Here is a 24,951-nt window from a genome sequence, read left to right as displayed (position 1 = left end):
CGTAAGGGTTCAAGTCCCTTCTCTCGCATAGCTTTTAGCTGATTTTTGCGGAAATAGCGCAGTGGTAGCGCGTCACCTTGCCAAGGTGGATGTCGCGGGTTCGAATCCCGTTTTCCGCTCTAACTGTGTGGCTCAGCCACAGCAAACAGTTTATTGCAATATAACAGATGCGAATTTATTTTGCGGAAATAGCGCAGTGGTAGCGCGTCACCTTGCCAAGGTGGATGTCGCGGGTTCGAATCCCGTTTTCCGCTCTAACTTGGGCGATTTGGATTTCATCTGAATCGCCTTTTTTATTTCAACATTTAAGGGGACTAGTGTGAAAGTCACAAAAGAAATCGAAAAATTGGAGCACTCAGCAGCAAAACTTACAGTTACAGTTGCAAAAAAGGATGTCGCAGACAGCTACAACGAAACAATCGGTAAATATGTAAAACAGGTTCAGATTCCTGGCTTCCGCAAGGGACATGTTCCAGCATCAGTTCTTGAGCGCAAATACGGCGAGCAGATTAAAATGGAAGCCGCAAGCGACCTCATCGACAAATCACTCAACGAAATCTTCTCTGACGAAAAGGAATTGGAGAATCGCCCTCTTCCTTACGCACAGCCAGTCCTCGAAAAAATGCCGGAATTCGACACTTCTAAAGATTTCGTATACACAGTAACTTACGATGTATTCCCAAAAGTAGACCTCAAAGGCTTCGACTTCAAATCAGTCACTATCAAAGAGCCACAGGTAACAATCGGTGATACAGAGCTTAACGAAGAACTCAAAGGAATTCAGGAGCGCAACGCTGTCGTTATCGACAAAAAAGATGACGAGAAAGCAGAGAAAGACAACATCGTAACAATCTCTATCGTAGAGAAAGACGAGAACGGTGCAGAAATCGCTTCAACAAAACGCGAGGAATTCACATTCACTCTCGGAACAGCTGAGAATGTCTACAAAATCGACGATGACCTCATCGGAATGAAAAAAGGCGAGTCAAAAGAAATCACAAAGAAATATGGTGATGACGAAAAGGACGAGCAGCTCAAAGGAAAGACAAAAAAATATTCTGTAACACTCAAACAGATTAAAGTCCGCAACCTTCCGGCTCTCGATGACGAGCTTGCACAGGATGTAAACGAGAAGTTCAAGACTCTCGATGACCTAAAAAAGGACATCATGCAGAAGCTTGAGAATGCCCGAACAAACAAAATCAATGAAATCAAAACAAACGACTTGCTCTCAGCACTCGTTGAGAAAAATCCGTTTGAAATTCCTGCAAGCATGCTCAATGCAGAGCTTGACGGCCGCTGGAGAATGATGGCACAGCAGTTCCAGACAACACCAGAGGAACTCGACAAAATGATCACTGCTTCTGGCCAGAAAAAGGAAGATATGCTCAAAGAATGGACTGGCGACGCTGAGAAGATGCTCAAGAGCCGAATCATCGTTGACAACCTTCTTAAAGAGCGAAACATTTCTGTAACTCCAGAGGAAATCGAGTCTGAGTATCAGAAAATCGCTGATGCAAACGGTATTACAGTTGACGAGGTTAAACAGCACTATGCTGATCCACGCTCAAAAGAGTACCTCATCGACGAGGCAAAAGAACAGAAACTTTACAAAGAGATTTTCGCCGAGGTCAAAGTTACTAAAGGCGACAAAACTACTTTCAAAGATTTGTTTAACTTGAGATAATAGCGAAGATTTTCAGAAATCTCCGATTTAAAGCGGAATGTTCCAAATTTTTTCGGAAACATTCCGTTTTTTTTTGGATTTTTTTGAAAAATTCATTATATTTATAGTAAGGATTTTTATAATGAACGAACAAATGAACAATTACATGCCTAGCGTTATCGAAAGAAGCGGAAACGGCGAACGATTCTACGACATTTATTCACGGCTTTTGAAAGACCGAATTATTTTCGTTGACGGTGAAATCAACGATGTGAACGCTGACCTGGTTGTTGCACAGATTCTTTTCCTCGAATCAGAGAATCCGGACAAAGACATCAGCATTTACATCAATTCCCCTGGCGGAAGCGTTACAGCAGGTCTTGCAATCTACGATGCAATGCAGTATGTCAAATGCGACATCCAGACAATCTGTATCGGTCAGGCAGCCTCAATGGGCGCAATTCTTCTTGCAGGCGGTACAAAAGGCAAACGATTCGCACTCCCCTCTTGTCGTGTAATGATTCACCAGCCTCGTGGCGGCGTTCAGGGACAGGAAAGTGACATTGCTGTTCAGGCAAAGGAAATCATCCGTCTCAAAAAACTTTCTATCAAATATCTGGCAGAAAAATGCGGTAAATCTGAAGATGAAATCGCAAAAGACATGGAGCGAGATTTCTTTATGAGCGCAGAAGACGCACTTAAATACGGAATCGTCGATAAGGTCATGCCATCAAGAGTATCGGAGGCTAAATAATGAGAGGATTTCGTAGCGATGTTCAGTACTGCTCATTCTGCGGAAAACCGGGTGACGAAAAACGCCATCTTGTAGCAGCACCGTCGAACAATATTTTCATCTGCGACAAGTGTATTGCCGTATGTGAAGGAATTGTCGCACAAAAGGAAAAATCAGTCGATCCGATCGATATGACAGAAGTTCCTTCTCCAAAAGAATTCAAGGCTTATCTCGATGAATATGTAATCGGTCAGGATTATGCCAAAAAAGCACTCTCTGTAGCTGTTTACAACCACTACAAACGAATGTCAAAACTCGATGTAATCAAAACCGAGGATGATGTTAAAATCGAAAAATCGAATGTTCTTTTGATTGGCCCAACAGGTTCAGGAAAGACTTTGCTTGCAAAAACTCTCGCCGAAAAACTCAAGGTTCCGTTCGCAATCGCTGATGCAACAACTTTGACAGAAGCAGGTTATGTCGGTGAGGATGTAGAAAATGTCCTTCTCAAACTGATTAATGCGGCAGACGGAAACATTCCTGCAGCTGAACGCGGAATCATCTTCATCGATGAGATTGATAAAATCGGCCGCAAAAGCGAGAACACTTCAATCACACGAGATGTCTCTGGCGAAGGCGTTCAGCAGGCTCTCCTTAAAATCATCGAAGGTACACAGGCTTCCGTTCCACCACAGGGCGGTCGCAAACACCCGAATCAGGAAATGCTCCAGATTGACACATCTAACATTCTGTTCATTTTGGGCGGAGCTTTCGTTGGCTTGGACAAAATCATCGAGCAGCGAATTGCGGCTCACTCTCTCGGATTCGGCTCAAATGTCGGTACAATGGACGAGACACAGCGAATGGAACTTTTGAACCAGTGTACCCCGGACGATCTCGTAAAATTCGGAATCATTCCTGAGCTTATCGGTCGTATGCCAATTTCCGTAGCCCTCAAAGAGCTTACAAAAGCTGACCTTACAAGAATTCTCACAGAGCCAAAGAATGCAATCACTAAGCAGTTCAAGGCTTCATTTGAAATGGACGATTTGGATCTTGACTTCACACCGGATGCGCTTGATGAAATCGCAGAGATTGCAATCAAACAGAAAACTGGCGCACGAGGCTTGCGCTCAATCGTCGAAAAATTGCTCATGGACTTGATGTATGAAGCACCAAGCATCAAAGGCAAAAAGCACCTCACCGTCACAAAAGAAATCGTAGACGGCAAGGTAAAGCCAAACCTTGAGCAGCTTCTAATCGAACAGCAAACAGCTTAGATTTTTTAATCTCTCACAGAGCCAAAGAGAGCACAGAGAGATTTCAATTTAGGAAAGCAAAACACCCCAATCTTATTATAAAAAAAGATTGGGGTGTTTTTTTTATCATATAGTAAAAATTCTCCGTGAACTCTGTGTTCTCCGTGAGGAATTTTACTCCAATGTCAAGAATGCCTTGTATGCGTTATATGCCTGCTCGATGTCTTCTTTGGCGGTTATTTCCCAAGGCGCGTGCATTGACAGGACTGACACGCCGGCATCAAGTACATTCATTCCGTATTTTGCGGCCAGATATGCGATTGTACCACCACCGCCCTGGTCTACTTTACCAAGCTCAGCCATCTGATACTTTACATTTGCCTTGTCGAGAAGTCCGCGCAACCTTGCGATGAATTCTGGGTTCGCGTCGCTTGCCCCGCTCTTTCCTCGGCTTCCAGTGTATTTGTTGAACACGATTCCACCGTTGAGGAAGCTGGCGTTCGCCTTGTCGAACAAATCTGAGTTCATCGGGTCAAAGGCTGCGTTTACGTCACTGGAAAGCATGTTGCAGTTTGCAAGGCACCTTCTCAATGAAAGCTCAGAATAGCCTTCCGACAAGCGGGCAACGACCTCGGCAAGAGCATTCTCAAAGAAGTGGCTTCCCATGCCAGTTGCACCAACAGAGCCGATCTCTTCCTTATCGACACAAAGACAGCAGTTTGTACGCTTTCCGGCCTGAGCCTCAAGAATCGCGCGGGCTGATGTGTATGCGCACGAGCGGTCATCCTGTCCGTAAGCAAGAACGAGAGAGCGGTCAAATCCCAAATCACGGGCACAGCCTGCCGGAACGACTTCCAGCTCAGCAGAACCAAAATCTTCTTCCTCGATACTATATTTTTCCTTGAGGATTGCAAGGATTGCTTTTTTTGCTGACGGTTTTTCCTTGTCAGATTTTTCATCATCATCCTTTGAAGGAATCCCGCTTCCCAAAATCAAGTCAAGGCTCTCTCCAGGAATAAAATCACTGGCAACCTCTTTCATCTGTTTCTGAGCCAGATGCGGAAGGATGTCCGAAATGCAGAAAACAGGATCATCTGAGCTTTCACCTACGCAAACCTGAACAGTCGTGCCGTCTTTTTTGCAGACAACGCCATGAAGGGCAAGCGGAAGCGTAACCCACTGGTACTTTTTGATTCCGCCGTAATAATGTGTATTAAGATAAACAAGGAAATCCTTTTCATAGAGAGGATTCTGCTTAACATCGAGGCGAGGAGAATCAATATGTGCACCGAGGATGTTCATTCCGTTTTCAATTGATTCTGAACCAACTACGAAAAGTGCAATGGCCTTGTTCATTTTCTGAACAAAAACCTTGTCACCGGCTTTTAATGAATCACATTCAGAGATGTCCTTAAAACCGGCATCACGCGCAAGAGAAATAATCTGAGCAACGCACTCGCGCTCAGTCTTTCCATTATCCAGAAATTTTTTGTAACCGTTAATAAGAGATTCGTTTTTCATGCGGATATTATAGAAGAAAAGTAAAAGTTTTGAAAGCAAAAAAAATGCTGGCGAAAATCAGATTTTATCGTCTCGCCATTTCTGGATGCTCTTCGTAGAATTTCGCTTTGTCAGCGTACATTGCCTCATCTGCGAGGTGCATGGCCAGGCGAAGGTTGTCACCGTTTTCATCCCAGTGCGAGCCGATTGCAAAACACACATCCGAACCGTAGCCGGATTTTGAACGAAGCTCTGAAACCTTCTGATCGAAAAGTTTTTTTGAGCAGGCAGGTGCAATTACAACAAACTCATCGCCGCCAGCTCGGTAAATCTCATACTCCCCTAATACTGATTCCATGCAAAGCGCAGCCTTCCTAAGAAGCGCATCACCGGCTGCATGGCCGCCAGAATCATTAGCCTGCTTAAGGCCGTTCAAATCAGCAAAAATCACGCCGAACGGAGCCTGCACGCTTTTTTCGCCATTTACGAACAAATCGACACGATAGTTCATGGAATTTCTGTTACGAAGAGCTGTGAGCAAATCGACATTGCTCATAAACTCAAGCCGTTCCATAAGATTATTATTCGCAACCTCAGCAGAAAGGAAGAACGCCGTCAGCTCAATGATTTCCTTTATCTCGACAAGACGCTCCGTGTCAAAATTGGTGACGAACAGATATCCGATAATTTTATCCATCTGCAAAAGAGGAACAAGAATAAGGCTTTTTACAGCTGCAGCTCGCAAAGATTTTGCCCAAAGAGGATTAATTTTTTCTAGCTCAGTCATGTCCACATCATCTTTTACGATAATATTATCATGATTTTTAACGGTGTCCTTCCATGAAGAAATAACAGCATGGGTAAGATGTTCCCTAAAATCCTCAATTTTAGCTGAATCATTCTTGAATTTTGCACATAGAATAGCAGATTTGTCCCGCTCTTCATCAACAAGGACAATGCTGCTGCAGAAAGCATCGGTTTTTTCCTGAATGTCGCAATTTACATCAGTCATACAGCCGCAGAAATCATGCGTTTTCCGGAGTTTAATGCAGGCCTGAATGACAAAAGATGCAGAATCCATTGAAACATTGGACATTTTCTCAGACTCAGGCCCCTTTGTAAATTCAAAGAAGAATATGAAATAATGTAAATTTCCCTCATCAACTTCAGGCGAAAGAGGAATATAAGTTCCGTCCGTCCACACTCCCATTGATTTTGTATCTACATAAGCATGAAGGTGCTGCTTTTCTACCGCACAACGATAGCAAAAATCTTCAAAATTTGGCTCTTTAGGAATAAGTTCCGAGTAAATAATATTGTCATGGTACCCAGGTCCCATAATCTGCCTGTATTTATCATTTACCTTTACGATTCGAATATCACCGCAATGTCCGTCAGTTTTTTGTTCTACAGAAAGAACAGCTGCCGCCATATCATAAGAATCTACTATTTCCTGAAAGTCCATACATATATTTTAAGCCTATTTTCGTAATTCTGCAAACATTATTTAAAAAAGAAAACCGCCAGCTTTTGGCGGTTTATAGTTTGCCTCACTTCGACCTAGCGAAGGGCAATTAATGTGTTCCTGCAAATCCTGCAGGTGGAGTGAATGTAATTACAAGACCCCTGAGGAGTCAGATCTTTTTGTCGGAAATTGCATTACGCCTCCTGTCGTGCAGCCGGTGTGCGTCCTCATCTCGCTCCTCACTACAATTTAATAATACCACACATTTCCAATAATGCAAGTTTTTTTTCAATTTTTTTGTAAAAAAAGCCGCCTGAGCTGAAACCCAAGCGGCTTTGGAGATGGGGGGAATTGAACCCCCGTCCGAAAGTGGAAGCCAAATACATCTACATGTTTAGTTATGCGAGGTGGTTGTCGGGAGCAGGTAGCAGCATAACAAGCGTCTTCTCCGTATTCTGAGAGAAAGTCCCATGCGCACCCCAGAAATTACGCACAGCAAGTCCCTGTTTGTGACGGAAGTCGTAAAGTTAGGAACAGCACCCTACGAGTTCCGGCTCAAGCACAATTAAGCAGCGAGAGCTTCTGCGAAAGAAGTCTCTTCAACTTCTTCTTCTTTTCTTTCGAAAATTGCAGTTATTGTTTTCTCAGTTTAGGGAACCTTGACTCCCACATGCAGTAAGTGCCTTGATCACGATCGTCGAAACCGGTGCACCCCCGATGATTATTCCATGTATAAATATAATGATGAATCTGAGCAAAGTCAAGGATATAAGAAGAATTTTTGATAAAAATCAGACGATGTAATCCATGCCGGCAGTTGAGAACACATGAGTGATTGCGGCAGCAAGGGCATCGGCGGCATGGTCAGGCTTTGGCTCAGTCTCCAGATTGAGAAGGATTTTTACATATTGCTCGACAGTTTTTTTGTCGGCAGTTTTTGTGCCTGTTACGGAATATTTTATCTGGTTCGGGCGGTACATGTTCAGAGGAAGAGCCTGCTGTGCAAGGCACATCGTAACAACGCCTTTAGCCTCAGAAACAGTCATCGCGCTTGAAACATTGCGGGCAAAGTAAAGCTCTTCCATTGCGGCCTGCTCAGGCTTGAATTCCATGAGGACGGCGACAAGCCGGTTGTAAATTTCCAAAAGGCGGGTTCCATGCTCCTCGGTTGAAGGAGTCTCAATCACGCCATAGCTTACGAGACGAATATTATTTCCGATTGCATCGATTACGCCGAAGCCTGTATGAGCAAGGCCAGGATCAATGCCAATTACGCGCCGTTTTTGCATCTTTTTAGGATTAGTTGACAGTGTTAAAAACAGGCTCCCAGCGGGAACGTGCCATAAAACTCGCGGTTGAAGCCCTTCGGGGCGCTACGCTCTTCAAAGCGAGTTTTTGCCACAACCCCGCTTCCGCCTGTTTTTAGCATTATCGAATAATAAAAAAAGCTACAAAATCTAATATAGAATTTTGTAGCTTTTCAGAAATTATTCTTTCAAAAAGAATTTATTGACTTATGCCTCTGGCTCGAAGTCATCTGGATATTCTACTGTTGTCCAAACATTCTGAACATCGTCGTCCTCTTCGAGGCGGTCGATGAGCTTCTGAACTTTTGAAGCTGTGTCCTTGTCAACTGCTGTGTAAGCCTGTGGAACCATGGCAACTTCTGCTGAAAGTGAAGTCCATCCTTTTGGCTCAAGTGCCTCAACAACTGCTGTGAAGTCGTTTGGAGCTGTTGTAACTGTGATAACACCGTCTTCGTTAACGATATCCTCAGCACCAGCCTCAAGAGCTGCTTCCATTACTTCTTCTTCTGAAACTGCTTCAGCATCATACTCGATGACACCTTTGCGGTCGAACATGCGGCTTACAGAACCAGTTGTTCCCAAGTTTCCGCCTGTTTTGTTGAAAATATTGCGTACGTTTGCAGCAGCGCGGTTGTGGTTGTCTGTAAGAACCTCAACGAGAACTGCTACACCACCTGCAGCGTATCCTTCGTATACCAATTCTTCGAATGTACCGCCACCAAGCTCACCAGTACCCTTTTTGATTGCGCGCTCGATGTTGTCTTTTGGCATTGATGCAGCACGAGCTTTTACGATTGCTGCACGGAGACGAGGGTTAGCATTTGGATCTCCGCCACCCATGCTTGCTGCGATAGAAATTTCTTTAATCAATTTTGTGAACAATGCGCCGCGTTTTGCGTCAGCTGCGCCCTTTGCATGTTTAATGGTCGACCATTTATTATGTCCAGACATGGAACACTCCTAAAAATAAGATTACAAAATAGAATAAGATAGAATAGCACAAATCAAAAACTGTGTAAATATCTTGATAATGTTCTATTTTATCTGCCAAAGCCCTTGAGCAATCCGCTTGCAGCCTTTTCAACAGCATTGCTTGCGGCTTTTCCTGCCTCGGAATTTCCAAGAGCCTTAGTGGCGGCATCTTTTGCGGCATTGGCGGCGGCACTTGTAAGCTGTTTTTCAAGCTCCGCTTTTTTTGCCTCAAGCTGCTTGTTAAGCTCTTCCGTGGCAGATTTTGAGTCCTTGAGTTTGGTTGCAATCTCCGTGAATTTTGCGACCTGCTCATTGCTTGCGCCAGTATATTCGACAATTTTTTCCTTTAGTTTTGCCTCGGCTTCTTTCTGGACATTTCCAAGCTCTTTCTGGACTGCGGATTTGAGTGCCTCAGCAATAACTTTGTCGGCATCGGTTGTGATGTCCAGATTAATACCGCTCTTTTCACTGAATGCGGCCTGAGCCTTTACATTCATTGATTTGACAGCCGAAAGCGCATTCGCATAGATTCTGTTTGCAATTTCTGATGTTGAAATCGGCTGCGAAGTAAGCGAAACCTGGGTCACGGCAAGATTTCCGCCAACCTTAAAGCTGAAATCAGAATTTGCTGAAAGATTTGCCTTGACCGATGTTGTGCCAGAAAAGGAAGGAACGCCGGCTGCACCTGTTTTTTCCGCAAAATCAAGAGAAATCGGGAAATTGTCGCCAGAATAATCGCCGGAAATCAGTGCGGCGCTGCTTGTCGAGCGGGCATCAATCGTAAGGCCTGCATTGTGAGTGCGTTCCGGCATCTTGTAAACGCCCTTCGCCACGATTGGCTTTCCAACTTTGTCCATGTCGCTTGAAATGTTCGTGATTCTCAAATCAAGTGTCTTTCCGTCTCCGCCACCGCTTCCGTGAACATTCTCGATGAGAAGCTTAGGCACACGGTCAGCCCGCCAGTAAACATTCCGGCCGGCATATCGTTTTGATTCTTTTCGGGCCTGTTTTTTAGCTTTTTTGATTGCTTCTTTTTTGGCATTCTCGTCCTTTGAGTTGGAAGATTTCATGGTTCCGGCATAAGAAATTGCCTGTTTGAGATAAGGATAGTATTTTCCGAGCATAGAATATGCGAATTCATCAAATGTTCCTGTGACAAATCCTTTGGCTCCCTCGACAGATAAATCCGGAAGGGTATTTTTGACCATCTCAGTGTCAGCCTTTACGGCATTCTCAAGCTTATTCTTGAATTCTTCGACCTTTTTGACATCGCCCTCGAAAGAAGCCCATGTAGTATCAACATCATTCTTGACCTTTTTGCCATTTTCCATTGCATTCTGAATGTCAGAAATTGCGTTTCGGATGTCATTCGGATTTTTAAGGTTCTTTGCGTTGATTTTCGTGAGTTTTTCAGCACTCGTTCTGAAACTATTTACATTCTGCTGAATTTCGGCTGGCTTTGCCTTCCATGACTCAACCATAGTTTTGACATCAGTTTCGACCTCTTTTGCGACAGTTTTTGTCTGAAGATTCTCGTTGATGTTCTTCATGATTGTCTCTGGATTGTACTCAGCGAGCTTTTCAACGACAGAATTTTTTGCACCTTCCACGGATTTTCCGGTTTTATCTTTGAGAGCTTCATAGAATCCGGTTGAATCGTTCTTCTCGGCCTTTTCCTTTGCAGATTTTGGCTTGACCGGGAGCGCACCGCTTGTTTTTCGATCTGTATTGACTGCGATTCCGGCTATTTCAAGATTCTGAGCGTTGAACCTGGCCCTGAGCAGCTGCGTGAGATTGAAATCCAAATCAAGCTTGTCGAACTGGAAAAGATTTTTCATCGGCTCGTCAGGATTTGCCTGAGCAAGGTTACGGACAGTAATCTGCGCGCCGAAAATTTCGACATTTACCGAACCGATGTCACATTTTGCACCGAAAATTCCCTGCATTGCATAACGGATTCCCATTTTTGCGACAGGATTCTTGAAAACAGTGACAGTGATTCCGATTGCCGCGATGAGGCCAGCAACTGCGATGAACGGAACAAGTTTGACCCGCCCCTTGTTCGTTTTGATGCTTTTTGAAATCTTTTTGAACTGGGAAAGCTCTTTTTTTGTGAACTGATTTTCACGAGGAACCCGGATAAGTTCTTTCTTTCCCTTAGTGTATTTTTCTGAAAAAAGCGACTCGATAAGTTTTTTATCCTCTGGAATGTAAATTTTTTTGAGGATCTTTGAGTTGAATTTCTTTTGAGTGTAAGATTTTTTGAGAAGCCCCGGAAGTTTTTTGGCAGGAAATTTTTTAGGCGGCTTTTTGGCTTTTGGAGCCTTGTTTTTCAATTCTTTATCTTCAGTCATTTTATTTTCCATATTACTCATCTCCTACCATATCAGCGATTTTTGCAATGAGCGGAAGTTTTGAGAAAGCCTTTGCAAGATGGGTATTGCGAATCCATCCGGCGATATGCTTGCGCCACAGGAACACGAGAATGCGGCCGATAACATACATAGGAATATAAATCGCAAGACCGCACAAAAGAGATCCCATGACCACGGAATTGTTGAATTTTGTGAAGCCGACAAACGGGATTTCAAGCAAATTACCGAAAAATCCTGAAAGCGACGGAATCGTAAGGAACGCATATCCCACAGTGTCAAAAAGATTGTCTACGACAGGCGCGAAAGTTGAGGCAATCAGCACCATGATGAGATACATAGGCTTATTGATTCGGATAAAAAGGATGAAAACAAAGACCACCCACCACAAGAGATTGTCTTTTGGCATAAATCCCAAAAGAATACCGCACGAAAAAGCATGGGCAATTTCGCCGGGGTTAACATTCGCATTCAATGCTGCGAATAAACTTACTATTGATTTTAACATGCAAATATTGTAACACAGAAAATCTTTGTGGTAAAATGAATTTAAGGAAAAATTATGGACATTATCGCGGAAATCGGAACTTCGCACGGCGGAGACCTTGAAAAAGCAAAAAAACTGATTGATTGTGCAATTGACAGCGGCACAGATTATGTAAAATTTCAGTGGGTTTATGCTGATGAGATTCTGCACCAGAATACAGGATTCGTGAACCTTCCAACAGGAAAAATCCCGCTTTATGACAGATTCAAAGAACTTGAAGTCGAGCCAAGCTTTTTTGAGGAATGTTTGCACTACACTCACGAAAAAGGCGCGAAATTCACATGCTCACCGTTCGGGCTTCGCTCACTGGAAGAACTTCTTGCAATCAAGCCGGATGCGATAAAAATTGCCTCACCAGAGCTGAATCACATTCCGCTTTTAAAAAAACTGGCAGAATACCGAAAAACACACGATATTCCAGTAATCATTTCTTCAGGAGTCTCAAAACTTTCCGACATTGAGGAAGCTCTTTCGATTCTTGGGCGGGAGAATATCACTCTTCTTCATTGCATCACAAGCTACCCTGCCCCGGAAGAAGAATACAACTTAAATCTGATTCCAAACCTTGCGGCGATTTTCGGAGTTCCGTGCGGAGTAAGCGACCATTCACTTGACCCGGTACTTGTTCCTTCAATTGCGGCGGCGGTAGGCGGAACGATGATTGAAAAGCACATCACGCTCTCAAAAGAAACGGACGGCCTTGACGACCCGGTAGCACTAACAGGCGAGCAATTTGCCTTAATGAGCCATTGCGTACATCAGTGCGAGGCAGCTTTCCGGCAATACAGCGAGAACGCGAAGGATTACATTTTGAAACAGCTTGCCTCTGAATACGGAGATCGTGTACAGAAAATCCTTGGAAACGGAATCAAAAAACTTGCCCCCGCCGAAGAAGCAAATTACGGACGCACGAACCGAAGCCTGCATTTTATGCGCGCAATGAAAGCCGGAGAGCGCATTAATATAGAAGATATTGGTGTTCTCCGTACCGAAAAAGTGCTTTCGGTCGGCTTGCACCCACGGTATCTGGATGATGTCGTGGGGGCGGTGCTCACGGAAGATGTGAAAAATGGCGACGGGGTGAGCTGGGAACAGCTGTTATAAAAAAGCCCCACTTCGGGCAGGGCGAAAATCAAAATCGAAAATCAAGCTTTTTTTTTCACAGATTTTTTTTCATTGTGGAAAAAATCTTTTTTCTCAATTATACTTATTTCATGCGCTCAAAAAGATTTTTTCTTTATGCAATCTCGGTAATTCTCTTCATATCGATTCTAAATTCCTGTGGCACGACATCGGAAGTTTCAGAAAAAAAATCCGAAAAATCTTCAAAAAACACAAAGATTTCACCCGAAACCGAGCTTTCACTTGTCTTTGCGGGCGATGTCATGGCTCACACTCCGAATTTCAAGAACACGGACTTTGACAGAATCTGGAGAGATGTCGCACCGCTTGTCTCATCGGCGGATTTGGCTTTTGCGAACATTGAGGCTCCCGTTGCGAACGCTCTTCCCTGGAGCACCTACCCCCAGTTCAACATGCACCAGGAATATGTCGAGGCGGCTATCAGGGCTGGCTTCAATGTGTTCTCGCTCACGAACAATCACACCAACGACCAGTATCTCGACGGAATCAAGCAGACAAAAAAATATTTCGACTCCCGCAAAGGAATCTGGGCTTGTGGCCTCAAAGAAAAATCCGGCGACCCACTGACTTACAAAATCATCGAAAAAAACGGATTCAAAGTGCTTTTCGTCTCAATCACCGAGCTTTTGAACCGCAACGACTTCGCATCATACATCGATTTCTACCCTTCAACCGGAAGAAAACGCGCACAATTAATAGAAGAATTAAAAAAACTGCATGAAGATTCAAATCCAGACCTTTTCGTGCTCTCGGTTCACACGGACGAACCAGAATATGTTATAAAAGTCACTGAAGACCACAAAAAATTCTTCCGCCGGATTATCGAAGAATGTAAGGCCGACATAATCTGGGCAAACCATCCGCATGTGGTGAAGATTTTTGAGGAAACGGCAGCTTCCACCCATTACACGGAAACTCTAGGTCAAAAAGAACGAAAGGCTTTCATCATGTACGCGAACGGAAATACGATTTCAGCCCAAAGGACAAATCCGCAGTTTTCAGCCCCAGAAACAGCGCGCGACTACACAGGCGAAGGACTTATCATGAAAATGAAGGCCACAAAAAAATCAGACGGAACAGTGATTCTAAGTGGATTTGAACCGCATCTGATTACGACATACATTACACCAGCCTGGCAGTTCGTAATCAAGCTGCTGGATGATGATTTCATCGCAACGCTAGACCGTGCAGAACTCGTGACATGGGCAAAATATCTGAGCGAACGAAAGGAACTTATGGAAAAAGTTCTGGCGGGGGAATAGAGTTAGTATTTTATCTATCGTAACTGCAAGACTAATTTTTTTCCAAGAACATTTGCGGCTTTTGTTAAAGTTGCAAGCGTAACAGAATCATTGTAGGGGTTCAAAAGTCTGTCTAAGGCCGCACGCGATGTAGACATTTTCTTAGCCATTTCTGTTTTATTGATATTCTGTTTCTGCATTTCTTCAAGCAGATTATATGAAATAAGTCTCTTTATTGCTTCATTTTTTACTTCGGTTGCAAATCCTTCTTCTTCGAGAAAATCATCAAAAGAACTTCCTACATAAGCATTATTCATTTTTGCCCTCCTAAAACTAAGTTTCTTCGTTTCTTTCCCAACTCCACAATTGGCCATAACATCTCAACCGCCATGATGTCTGCCCCAACAGACTTTTTATCGTCAGTTGACAATGCCTTTAGGAAATCCCGAACAGGCTCATTATTCTGTTCAGTCTTGAAAAACTCAACTTGTAATTTTTTTTCGATTTCCATGTTTTTAATGTACCATAATTGATACAGCCTGTCAAATAAAAAAGGCGGGGTTTGCCCCACCGTTGGCTACAAGCCTTTGTCATACGATATTTACAAATCCTCGCTTGAGTAATGTAATTCACGGCAATGTAAATAAATTTACATTGCCATGTATGCTCACATACATTACTGAATAAAAGTTCTTACATTGCTATGTAAAGACACATACACGGCAATGTAAGCACAATTATACGGCAATAAAAAAGTTTTTACATTGCCGTATATTTTTCTAGCGAAAATTTGCCCATTTTCGGCAGGTGACACAGAAGGTTGCGCCCTGAATGCCACTTTCCTTTTGATTGTAACTCTGACGCTTTTCTTCTATAATAATCTTATGTCCATTGACTACAAAAAATTACCAGTTTACGAACAGAAAGAAAAGATTCTCGAATGTCTTAAAAATAATCAGGTTATCGTCGTACAGTCGCCTACCGGAAGTGGAAAGACCACTCAGATTCCGGTGATTTTGCATGAGGCGGGATATAGCGAGAACGGTGTGATTGCCGTGACTCAGCCCAGACGAATTGCAGCCCTCAGTGTTTCGGAATTTATCGCAAAGCAGCTGAAGACTTCTTATCCGGGGCTTGTCGGTTACAAGATGCGTTTTGAGGACAAGACCGATGTTACCACAAAAATTAAAATCATGACCGACGGAATCTTGCTGCAGGAAATGAAGCTTGATCCATGGATGACCAAATATTCCGTGATTATGGTTGACGAGGCCCATGAGCGAAGCCTGAACATCGACTTTGTTCTGGGGCTTTTAAAGCGTGTTCTTGCTGCCAGGCCGGATTTCAAGGTGATTGTCTCAAGCGCGACAATGAATGCAGAGGCTTTTTCTGAATATTTTGGCGGCTGCCCGATTGTCACAATTGACACCCAGACTTTCCCTGTCACCATGGTTTACGACCCGCCGACGACAAAAGAGCCTACCACGACTGCCACGGCCACAGGCTGCGAGCTTCTTCTTTCAAAAATCGAGAAGACTATTGACCGGGTGCTTGACAATCATGAGGACGGTGACATTCTGGTCTTTTTGCCGGGCGAAAAAATCATTATGGATTGTGCGAAAAGGCTCCAATATTCAAGCTTTCACTCAAAGATTCATATCGTGCCCCTTTATGGCCGTCTTCCCAAAGAAGAGCAGGAGCGGGTTTTTGACAATGCCCCCTTCGGAAAGAAAAAGGTGGTTCTCTCAACGAACATCGCAGAAACTTCTGTCACAATCAACGGAATCACGACCGTAATTGACTCAGGCCTGGCAAAACTCAATTTTTACAGCCCGAAGACTTTCACTTCAAGCCTCAACGAAACGCCTGTTAGTAAGGCAAGCTCAAACCAAAGACGAGGCCGTGCCGGTCGAACTCAACCGGGAACTTGCTACCGTCTTTACAGCCGCAAGGATTTTGACAAAAGGCCGGAATACACAACCGAAGAAATTTACCGCACGGATTTGAGCGAAGTCGTTCTTCGCATGAGCGAACTTGGAATCACGGACTTTGACACATTCGACTTCATTTCAGCTCCTCAAAAAGAAGACATCCGCGGAGCCGTGGAGACTTTGAATCAGATGGGTGCCTTGAACGAGGACCACACCCTTTCTTCAATCGGAAAGCTCATGGTCGAGTTCCCGCTTGAACCTCGTGTCAGCCGAATCCTTGTTGAAAGTATCATGCGCTACCCGGATGTTCTTGAAGAGACCGTAATTGCGGCTGCCTTTATGAGCACTCACTCGCCTTTCATTCTGCCACCGGGAGAAGAAAGCGATGCGCGAAAGGCTCACCATGCTTTCCGTGACATTCAGGGCGACTTCGTAAGTTATGTAAAACTTTTCCGCACATATCAGTCGATGAAAAATCCTGTGCGTTTTTGCCAGAACAACTATCTCGACGAGCGTGTTATGGCTGAAATTGCGAACATCAAAGTTCAGCTCGAAGAAGAAATCGGGCATCTTGGCATTCCAATCGGAAGCGGCGGCTCAATGGACGACTACCTTTGCTGTATCGCTTCGGGAATGATTCAGTTCGTCTGCGTTCGTGAAGGTCGGGAAAATTACCGCTCCCTCACAGCAGACCACATTTCGATTCATCCAGGCTCTTCAATGTTCAGAACGGATCCTCTTTTTATCGTTGCGGGTGAAATAGTCCGAACGAGCCGAACCTTTGCGATGAGTGTCTCACCTCTCACAAAATCTCTTCTTTCAAAAATCTCTCCAGATTTGGAAGCAAAACTCGGCGCAATCCGTGGCAAAAGAGGCCGAAGTCTCACAGGAAATCTGGAATTCAAAGGCTCAACTTTCGCAGCAGTCAAAGGAAAATTGCTCGGCCGTGATGACGGTCACTTTGGCGGAAGAAAGGCAAAAGAAAAGAACGACAATGAGATTGTTATCGGCGGAGAAATTTTCGAAATCGAAAAGCAGAAAGGAAAGAAAATCCTTATTCTTCCATATAATAAATTCAAGAGCGCGATTCAAAAAGAGACTGACGAGAACAAAATGGCCGTCTACGCCCAGATTCGCTCGAAAGTTCTCCTGCATGGTGCTGGCTTACTCAGCGGAGAAAAGCTTGAACTTGCCTGCAAGGTCGTAAAGAATCTCAACCTCAATCCAATCACCGATAAAGACTGGTGCAAACGCAACTTAGACATTCACGAAGAAGGAACAGCGGACAGGCTTATCGCAGATTTGAACAAAATATTGCGAATCACGATGTCCAAAAAAACAAAAGAATACGCTTTCCTGGCCTTGTTCACAGACGGTCGCGGCACTTACTGGTTCAAAATGAGCCGGGGATTTGCAACCGCACTGAACGAAAGCCTTTCCAGCCTGGAAACGCTCGTTGACGAGAACATTGATTTTTCTGTGGACGGAAAAGAGAGAATCAACGAAGTGTACCGAATGTTGAACGGACTGTACGAGTAAAAAAAACTCCAGCCGTCTGACTGGAGTTGAAATTTCTCACAGAGGCAACAGAGACCACAGAGAGTTTTTCGTAATACAAAAAAACAGGCGGAAGTGGGGTTCTGCCCCCCCCCTCTATGGAAGGAAGGCTGGCAAAATCGAAAATAGCCGAAAATGCAAAAAAGGTGGTCGGAGTCGCGAGGACCAGGATTGTCGTCCTCGCTTGGGTTCTGGCAAAAGGTCGCTTGAACTTGTTCACCGCGATCTTTTTGACATGTTCTCGATGCGAGCACTGTCGTTGTTGCGCTCGCTTGGAGACCACCTTTTTTGTTTTATCCGAATATTCTTCTACTTTGACAAACTTCCGCTTGTGATACACCTGCCCGTCTTTCTATCGAACAGCAGGATATTGCTTCCAGTGAAGTTTATCGCATGTGTTGAGCCAATCGCAAAAGTCACGCCACCGAAGACAACGCTCGTGAGAAGGTAATCCTTAATCTTGAGCTTAATCGTAGACTCAAGACCTGTCGGCATGGCACAGCAAATCTCAACATTGAATATTCCGCTTGGGGCAATCTGAATGAACTCAGGGCGCACACCGAGAACGAAATCACCATTCTGTGGCAGAGCATCTTCTTTTTCAGCAAAGCCCTGCTCGTCAGTTACACGCGCAACAGGATATTTGAAAACCTCGTCCTTGTTTGCCTTTTCGACATATCCTTTTTCAAGGGAAAGATTATGCTCCTCTTCCTTTTTCTTCTCAATCTGCTCGTCACGGAATCGGTACCACTGATCAAGGTTAAAGCTTCCTTCTGCCTTGAAAGTCACTTCCTCGCCGTCAAAGATTTTGAGCTTCAAAGAGCCGTCTGCCCCCTGCTCGCCCTTAGCATTGATGAAATTAATAGAAGGATTTCCAACGAAGTCCGCGACAAAAAGATTGTTCGGATGATTATAGACCTGAAGCGGTGGCTCGTACTGCTGCAAAACGCCGTTGTTAATCAGACAGATTTTTGTAGCAAGTGTCATAGCTTCCATCTGGTCGTGAGTTACATAGACAAAAGTACTTCCAGTCTCAATGTGAAGTCGCTGCAATTCATAACGCATTTCAAGACGAAGTTTTGCATCAAGATTTGAAAGAGGCTCATCCATGAAAAGAACGCTAGGCTCCGGGGCAAGAGTTCGTGCGATTGCAACACGCTGCTGCTGACCGCCCGAAAGCTCAGCCGGATATCTGTCCATGAACATTCCGATTTTTACGACACGAGAAACTTTTCGTACGGCAAGGTCAATTTCCTCTTCAGTGAGTTTTCTTTCCTTGACCAAAGGCTTTCCGCCCTGAACAATCTGCCATTCATCAGTGAAAGAAAAGCCCTTTGCCTTTTCGGCAGTCACAATCGAATCAACCTTAGATTTGAGCCTTGCAGCCTGATCTTTTGCAACTCCGATTGAGTCCGCGCTTTTGTGCAGCCCCATAGCAAAAATCTTTTTGGCACTGAACATTGAAATCTCGAATGTATCAATGAGCTTCATCAGAGCCTTTTCCTCGTCAATCTTGCCGTTCTTGTCCTTTGACTCATCAATCACAGCGACAATTTTTGAAGGATTTTCCAAGATTTGAGCGATTCTTGCAGAAGTTTTTGCCTCCCAGTTGTAAACAGGAAGTTCCTCACAGATATTGCTAAGACCGAAAGAAATATTTTTATAAACAGTCATGTTCGGCCAGAGCGCATAGTTCTGGAACAAGAATCCGACCTTTCGCTTGTTTGCCGGAATGTTGATTCCCTGCTCGCTGTCGTAAACAACCATATCACCGATTTCGATTCGGCCAGATGATGGTGTTTCCAAGCCCGCAATCATTCGCAGTGTCGTGGTCTTACCACAGCCGGAAGGACCAAGCAGAGTGACAAAAGCATTGTCATCAATAAGAAGATTCAATCTATCGACGCCGTAGAATTTTCCCCAGCGTTTCGTGACATTCGTTAATTTAATTTGTGGCATTATTTTCCTCCTACACCTTTGTCAATGCTGGCTCCAGTGAGTTTGTTTATAAGAGCATTGAAAATAAGAATCGTGACGATAAGAATCAAGTTCATTCCGCTAGAGAATGCGTACAATCCCATCTCGTCGAAATAGTCCATCGCCGTTGTCATAATCTTGAACTGGTCGCAGAGGAGCATGAAAAGCGTAAGCTCTCGGAGACAAGTCATGAACGGAAGAAGGAAGCTTGAAATAATCGTGCTTTTCTGAATCGGGATGATGATTCCGAACATTCGTTTAATCCACGGAATATCCTGAATAATCGCAGCCTCCTCAATCTCACCAGAAATCTGGAGCATTGAGTTGAGGGAAGCACGGCTCGCAAACGGAATGTATTTTACCGTACCAGTGAGCATGAGGATAAGGAATGTACCGCCGATTGAAAGCGTTTTTCCGAAAATAAGGAATGCGACACCTACAGAAAGTGACGGCATGAGGTAAGGCAAGAATGCGACAGAATTGACATAAGCCGCTGCCTTGCTGCGCCTGTTTTTGCTGACCGCATAGCCGACCAAAGTACCGATAGTACCTGCGCACAAAGCACATACAACAGCAACATAAAGCTGTCCTGCGAAGGCCTTCCAAATCTGGGTGTTGTGGAGCATACCAAGCTGACCGAAAAGTCCGTACTCACCAAGAGTGTCCGAAGTCGTCCACCATTTTGTCGTGAGGTGAGAGAAATCACCAGTCTTAAGGAAGCTGTAATCGCCTGGGTTCGGAAGGAAAGTTTCGATTCCGAACGAAATAATCGGATAAATACTCGTGAAAAGCGTGAACACGATAAAAATGCCCGCGACGATGTATTTTCCGAATCTGCCGAGATTTGCCTTTGAAATCTGGCCGCTCTTTCCAGTAACAGTGGTGTAATTCTTTCGGCTTGAAGTGCTTGACTGGTTGAGCATGAGAATCGCGACACCGAAAATCATCATGATTACGGCGATGATGCTTGCCTCACCAGCACGAGCCGAACTCAAAGCGACATATTTTGTAGAAAGTGTAGTAAGTCCCAAATAATGAGGAACTGGATAACTTCCCATCGCACTTCCGAAAACCAAAAGGATTGTAGAAAGAATCGCCGGTTTTACGAGAGGAAGAGTGATGCACAAGAAGCTCTTCCATTTTGGTGTGTCGAGAATCGTAGCCGCTTCCTCAAGGTTCGCGTCCATATTGCGGAAAATTCCGCCAATCAGGATGTATGCGAAAGGTGCGTAGTGAAGTCCGAGAACAATCGCGCTCGGAAACAATCCCTGACACCACCAGAGAGGCGCATGAATATTGAAAAGAGAAGCCAAAAGCCCGTCCGCACCGTGAGTGACTGCGTTAGAGTTGAACGCATTTCGCCACACCATTGCCAGAGTCCACTGAGGCATGATGTATGGGAAAATGAAAATCGAGCTGAGATACTGCTTGAATTTCAAATTCGTGCGAGTAACGAGATATGCGAAGAATCCGCCGTAAACAATCGAGATAAAGCAGGTAAGAACCGCAAGAATCACCGTGTTGAGAAGCGGAACCCAAAGATTGATTCTGGCAAGCTTGCCTGTAAACAAATCAATCCAGTTATATAAAGTGTACTGCCCTTCCTTCAGACCAGTTTTCACGGAGTCAACAGTGCCAGCGTGAACGGCAATCGTATCTTTTGCAAGATACAGGATTGGCGCAATGGTCGAAATGGAAAGCACAATACCGAACAAAAGCAAGATTACATTCTGAGGCTTAGAGAAGAAGGTTTTAACCTGGTTCATTCTCTGCTGCGACAGATATGGTCTCGCCATAGTAACAGTCTGAGCCATGAATTTTCCTTGTGTGTGAATTAAAAGATTCCCCCGCCCGACTGACGGGGGAAAGATAAGATTAAACTTTTAAAAACGATTAGCGGCCGCCACGGATTGAATCAATCCAGTCGCCAAGTTCAAGTGAAACTTCAGCACAATACTTCGGGTCTTCAACTACGAGGGCACCGCCGTTCTCACTTGACCACCATTCAAATCCGCGGTCGTTCTTTGCAGGGAATTCTGTACCGCCGGCTTTGCTGTGGTTGTATTTAGCTTCATTCTCTGCGGCAAGAACAGGGTTTGCTGAGTAGCCGCCCATGTCTTTTCCCCAAGCTGCGAATCCGTCAAGCTTTGTTACCATGAATGAGATGAATGCACATGCTGTCCATGGATATGGAGATGAATCCATGACCTCAAGGTAGTGGCAGTAACCGTAACCACCGATACCTTTGTAGCCGTCGTTGTAAGCTGCGACTGCAATGTTGTTTACAGAAGACTCGTTTGTCTCTGCGACAGAGCGGAGCTTTGAGTAAACGATGAGCGCGAATTCACCAGCTGCTGATTTTGATACAAGCTCGTTACAGATTGGGCCGTCATCAGTCATAGCATTGTAGTTCTTTACCCAAAGTTTTGTCCAAGCCAAGCCGTATTTTGCGTTTGCGCCTGTGATTCCGTAGTTCTTTGCGACAGTCTCACATTCATCGATTGTCGGTTTGAAGTATGATTTTTTGCTCTCATCAAGGGCATCGTAAGCGTTTTTGAGCCAAGTTGAGTATTTGTCAGAAGAAAGCATGTAGAGGAAGTTCTTTCCGACAAGCTCAGAGTTGACATCCATGTACATGCCAGATTTGCCTTCAGCAACGAAATCCCAGCAGTTCTTGAAGTCAGCTCCGCCAACTTTGTTGAACATGAAGACTTTATTGAGAGTCTGCAATGAGAGAAGCTCCGGATAATCCTTTGCGGCAAGTTTGTTAGCCTCGGCCCACTCTTTCGGGATGAATGTGCGAAGAATTCCAGTGTCCATCATCTTTGACTGAATCTGATTACCATCCTGAATCAAAGTCATGAAATACTCTGGGTTTGATGACTTGTAATCAACGGTGAGGGTCGTGAAGATTGAGTTGTTCTTAGGCTGAGACCATTCGATTGTACCAGCGTAAGAAGAATCCAATGATTTGAGGTATTTGATGAACGCAGCACCAGCAGTTTTGCCTCGGCTAGAGTTACCGATACCTTTGATTGTGGCTGTTTTTGACTCTTCGATAGCCTTTTTGCAAAGCTCATCGAAGTTCATTGATTGAGCCTGCTCAATGATTTTCTGAACCTCGGACTTTTCGGTATTTGCAGTTTTTTTTTCGTTGCACGACATACCAAGCATAGCCAAAGCACCAAGTGTAAGACAAATAAGTGATTTTTTCAAAATAAAGCCTCCTTTTTTGAAAGTTTACAGCCCCTAAAAGCAGCACAGGGCTGTTTTTTTATTTGATAGAATCTATTTTAGAACGAAATTCCAAATTGTCAAATAAAAAATCAAAAAAAAGTAGGAAATATCAAATTTCTGGTATGAATAAATCAAAAAATCAATTTTTTTTACTTTGCATCTCCGAAACTCTCTCCGTTTTTTGAAGCTTTTTTGGCCTCCTCGGCGGCTTTGCGTTCGGCTTCTTTCTGCTCGCTCTGCTTTTCCAAATCTCGGCCCAGGAGGCGGGCTGCTTTGATTGCGAGCTGATTTTTGTTTTTTGCGGTAAGGTCGGCCTTGTCGGCAAGCTCGTTGACCGCTTCGTTGCAGTTTGAGTAGCGGCCTTTTGCCCAGATGTCCAGGCCTGTTCCGATTGTCGAAGTATCCTTGTGCTTGAGGAATTCAAGCGCGATTTCGGCGAAGGCAGGATTTTCGTATTTTGCCATTTCTTTTCCGAGCGCGTAACGAAGCTGCTTTCGTTTGTCGTCTTTTATTGTCTCTTTGCAAAGCGTAACGATTTCTGAAACTCCCCGACCTTCTTCAAGAAGCACTTTTGCAACCCTTGCCCTCTGCGGATCAGGAACTTTTTTTTCTGTAATCTGGCTCAGAAGATATTCGTTTCCTTTTGGCGTGTTGAGTTTTGCAAGGCAGTCAAGGCAGTCATTTTTTACGGCCTGAACAGGGTCGTTTTTGGCCCGGTAAATCAGATATTCGTCGGCTTCGGTAACATTATTTTCTTTTATTGCATTGATTGATTCCTGGCGGACTTTGTAATGACTGTCCTTCAAGCCCTGAATCAAGATTTCATTGGCTTCGCTGTTCTTAAAATGCGAGATTCCTTTGATAACATACTGGCGGAGATTCGGGTTCGTGTCCTCAAACAAATCGGAAAGGATTTCCTGTGCTTCCGGCTTTTCCATCTCTCCGATTGCCTCGGCACTGTACATACGGACAAAGGCATTTTCGTCGCTGTCCTGAGCATATTCCACGAGCTTGTCGTAAGTTTCCACGGCATGAAGCTGGCCGAGAACCCGGACAAGGCTCTGTCTCTGGGCAACGGTCAAATCCTCGCGCTCCAGAAATTCCGTGATGTATACGGCCTCACGGGAGCCGCCGACTTTTCCTAAAGTTTCGATTGCGCCTGTGAAATATTCTTCGTTGTCACTTTCAAGCAGGGTGCAGATTGCAGGAACGGCTTCTTTTGTTTTGGCCATCTGAAGATATGAAAAACATGCATTTACTGTGGAAAGTTTTTCGTCATAAGGGTCATTCAGGATCATGACCGCATAATCTTCAAGGCAGGTGTCTTCGATTGTCTTAAAGAAATTTAGGATTTTTTCTCGGATTGCGACGGATTTTGTGTCCTGAAACAAATCATAGACTTCGTTCACGAACCGGACATCCTTTTTCTGGGTCATCGTGTCGAGCAGCTCCGAAATATCTTCTTCAAGGCCATATTTCAAAATGTCGGCATTTTTTTCGTTGGCCTCAGGGTCGGTGTTATTAAGCTCGGAGACCTTTGATGAATCCGGAGATTTCGGCCGCTTTGAGGAAGGAACATCGCTCACACCGGCAAGGCTCGATTTTTTTGACTTGGACTTGCTTTCCTCAGAATCTTCCTCAAGTCCAAACTCGTCAGCCCCTGAAACGGCATCGAATTCTTCGGTAACAGAAAGTTCTGAAGATTCAGCTTCTACAGTGACCTCAACCTCAGGCTCAGCTTTCTGTGCGAAAACGAATCCCGAAAACGAGAAAACCATCATCAAAACCAAAGCGTTCTTTTTCATCAAATCTCCAATTATTTATCGGCAGAATTTTTTGGGGGTCTTAGGGGCAAAGCCCCTAGGAGAGGGGGTAGGCGGAAATGAGGAGCGGAAGCGACGAATTACAGCCGAGGGGGAGACTTTCCCCACCCATAAATTGCTCATTCCTCATTGCTAATTGCTAACTCCTAATTCCTAATTCCTAATTCCTAAGTTCTCACTCCTAACTCCTAACTCCTAATTGCGTATCTTCCATTTGTCCG

18 protein-coding genes, 2 tRNA genes and 1 other RNA gene are annotated in these 24,951 nt (G+C 44.4%); 8 read left to right on the top strand and 13 right to left on the bottom strand.

Translation table 11 applies throughout. The annotated features are described in order from the left end of the window. Positions 1 to 47: 47 nt before the first annotated feature. The 5 genes from IJJ71_RS02100 to clpX all read left to right on the top strand — a co-directional run bounded on the left by IJJ71_RS02100 (position 48) and on the right by clpX (position 3,679). A tRNA-Gly gene (locus IJJ71_RS02100) sits at positions 48 to 119 on the top strand. 63 nt (positions 120 to 182) lie between these two features. Beyond that, positions 183 to 254 (top strand) — tRNA-Gly (locus tag IJJ71_RS02095). Positions 255 to 319: 65 nt separating this feature from the next. Further along, positions 320 to 1,687 (top strand): trigger factor, encoded by a 1,368-nt coding sequence (tig, locus tag IJJ71_RS02090; protein ID WP_296845024.1) that lies wholly within the window; start codon positions 320 to 322, stop codon positions 1,685 to 1,687. Between the two features lie 121 nt (positions 1,688 to 1,808). After that, positions 1,809 to 2,420, top strand: coding sequence for an ATP-dependent Clp endopeptidase proteolytic subunit ClpP (gene clpP, locus IJJ71_RS02085; RefSeq protein WP_296845023.1), 612 nt, complete (start codon positions 1,809 to 1,811; stop codon positions 2,418 to 2,420). After that, the gene (gene clpX / locus IJJ71_RS02080; RefSeq protein ID WP_486389608.1) at positions 2,417 to 3,679 is read left to right on the top strand and encodes an ATP-dependent Clp protease ATP-binding subunit ClpX; all 1,263 of its coding nucleotides are present in this window, start codon (positions 2,417 to 2,419) and stop codon (positions 3,677 to 3,679) included. Before clpP ends, clpX begins: the two co-directional genes overlap by 4 nt. A 153-nt stretch (positions 3,680 to 3,832) precedes the next feature. Here clpX and IJJ71_RS02075 read toward each other — a convergent pair whose 3' ends face one another. The 7 genes from IJJ71_RS02075 to IJJ71_RS02045 all read right to left on the bottom strand — a co-directional run bounded on the left by IJJ71_RS02075 (position 3,833) and on the right by IJJ71_RS02045 (position 11,782). After that, entirely contained in the window at positions 3,833 to 5,179 is a 1,347-nt protein-coding gene (locus IJJ71_RS02075; protein WP_296845021.1) for an aminopeptidase, read from the bottom strand. A gap of 64 nt (positions 5,180 to 5,243) precedes the next feature. Next, a complete protein-coding gene (locus tag IJJ71_RS02070) occupies positions 5,244 to 6,623 on the bottom strand; it encodes a GGDEF domain-containing protein (RefSeq protein WP_296845020.1) in 1,380 nt (459 codons plus the stop codon). A 335-nt stretch (positions 6,624 to 6,958) separates the two neighbouring features. Next, positions 6,959 to 7,339: a transfer-messenger RNA gene (gene ssrA / locus IJJ71_RS02065) on the bottom strand. A 75-nt stretch (positions 7,340 to 7,414) separates the two neighbouring features. Beyond that, positions 7,415 to 7,912 (bottom strand): crossover junction endodeoxyribonuclease RuvC, encoded by a 498-nt coding sequence (gene ruvC, locus IJJ71_RS02060; protein WP_296845019.1) that lies wholly within the window; start codon positions 7,910 to 7,912, stop codon positions 7,415 to 7,417. A 225-nt stretch (positions 7,913 to 8,137) separates the two neighbouring features. After that, complete coding sequence (locus IJJ71_RS02055) at positions 8,138 to 8,881, bottom strand: YebC/PmpR family DNA-binding transcriptional regulator (protein ID WP_296845018.1); 744 nt, start codon at positions 8,879 to 8,881, stop codon at positions 8,138 to 8,140. Between the two features lie 89 nt (positions 8,882 to 8,970). Next, the gene (locus tag IJJ71_RS02050) at positions 8,971 to 11,268 is read right to left on the bottom strand and encodes a TIGR03545 family protein (RefSeq protein WP_296845017.1); all 2,298 of its coding nucleotides are present in this window, start codon (positions 11,266 to 11,268) and stop codon (positions 8,971 to 8,973) included. Position 11,269: 1 nt separating this feature from the next. Beyond that, the gene (locus tag IJJ71_RS02045; RefSeq protein WP_296845016.1) at positions 11,270 to 11,782 is read right to left on the bottom strand and encodes a TIGR03546 family protein; all 513 of its coding nucleotides are present in this window, start codon (positions 11,780 to 11,782) and stop codon (positions 11,270 to 11,272) included. Positions 11,783 to 11,836: 54 nt separating this feature from the next. Here IJJ71_RS02045 and IJJ71_RS02040 point away from each other — a divergent pair, with 54 nt between their 5' ends. Beyond that, positions 11,837 to 12,925, top strand: coding sequence for an N-acetylneuraminate synthase family protein (locus IJJ71_RS02040; RefSeq protein ID WP_296845015.1), 1,089 nt, complete (start codon positions 11,837 to 11,839; stop codon positions 12,923 to 12,925). 110 nt (positions 12,926 to 13,035) lie between these two features. Further along, positions 13,036 to 14,226, top strand: coding sequence for a CapA family protein (locus IJJ71_RS02035; protein ID WP_296845013.1), 1,191 nt, complete (start codon positions 13,036 to 13,038; stop codon positions 14,224 to 14,226). Positions 14,227 to 14,240: 14 nt separating this feature from the next. Here IJJ71_RS02035 and IJJ71_RS02030 read toward each other — a convergent pair whose 3' ends face one another. Together IJJ71_RS02030 and IJJ71_RS02025 are read right to left on the bottom strand one after the other, a co-directional pair. Beyond that, a complete protein-coding gene (locus IJJ71_RS02030) occupies positions 14,241 to 14,522 on the bottom strand; it encodes a helix-turn-helix domain-containing protein (RefSeq protein ID WP_296845012.1) in 282 nt (93 codons plus the stop codon). Next, complete coding sequence (locus IJJ71_RS02025; RefSeq protein ID WP_296845010.1) at positions 14,519 to 14,716, bottom strand: hypothetical protein; 198 nt, start codon at positions 14,714 to 14,716, stop codon at positions 14,519 to 14,521. The genes IJJ71_RS02030 and IJJ71_RS02025 overlap by 4 nt, the downstream gene beginning before the upstream one ends. Before the next feature lie 379 nt (positions 14,717 to 15,095). Between IJJ71_RS02025 and IJJ71_RS02020 the strand changes: the two genes are divergently transcribed. Further along, the gene (locus IJJ71_RS02020) at positions 15,096 to 17,675 is read left to right on the top strand and encodes a helicase-related protein (protein WP_486389607.1); all 2,580 of its coding nucleotides are present in this window, start codon (positions 15,096 to 15,098) and stop codon (positions 17,673 to 17,675) included. Positions 17,676 to 18,002: 327 nt separating this feature from the next. On the opposite strand, the gene IJJ71_RS02015 is transcribed toward IJJ71_RS02020, so the two are convergent. The 4 genes from IJJ71_RS02015 to IJJ71_RS02000 all read right to left on the bottom strand — a co-directional run bounded on the left by IJJ71_RS02015 (position 18,003) and on the right by IJJ71_RS02000 (position 24,712). Further along, positions 18,003 to 19,652 (bottom strand): ABC transporter ATP-binding protein, encoded by a 1,650-nt coding sequence (locus IJJ71_RS02015; protein ID WP_296845008.1) that lies wholly within the window; start codon positions 19,650 to 19,652, stop codon positions 18,003 to 18,005. After that, positions 19,652 to 21,484 (bottom strand): ABC transporter permease, encoded by a 1,833-nt coding sequence (locus IJJ71_RS02010; protein WP_296845007.1) that lies wholly within the window; start codon positions 21,482 to 21,484, stop codon positions 19,652 to 19,654. Before IJJ71_RS02010 ends, IJJ71_RS02015 begins: the two co-directional genes overlap by 1 nt. Before the next feature lie 79 nt (positions 21,485 to 21,563). Continuing rightward, positions 21,564 to 22,886 carry a hypothetical protein gene (locus tag IJJ71_RS02005; RefSeq protein ID WP_296845006.1) on the bottom strand — a complete coding sequence of 441 codons (1,323 nt, stop codon included), beginning with the start codon at positions 22,884 to 22,886 and terminating at the stop codon, positions 21,564 to 21,566. 170 nt (positions 22,887 to 23,056) lie between these two features. Continuing rightward, entirely contained in the window at positions 23,057 to 24,712 is a 1,656-nt protein-coding gene (locus IJJ71_RS02000; protein ID WP_296845005.1) for a HEAT repeat domain-containing protein, read from the bottom strand. Positions 24,713 to 24,951 lie beyond the last annotated feature (239 nt).

Origin of the sequence: Treponema sp. (assembly GCF_017430385.1) — a bacterium.
Classification (GTDB): domain Bacteria; phylum Spirochaetota; class Spirochaetia; order Treponematales; family Treponemataceae; genus Treponema_D.
Note: the sequence above shows the minus strand (reverse complement) of the source record. Positions and strands in the feature narration are given on the sequence as shown.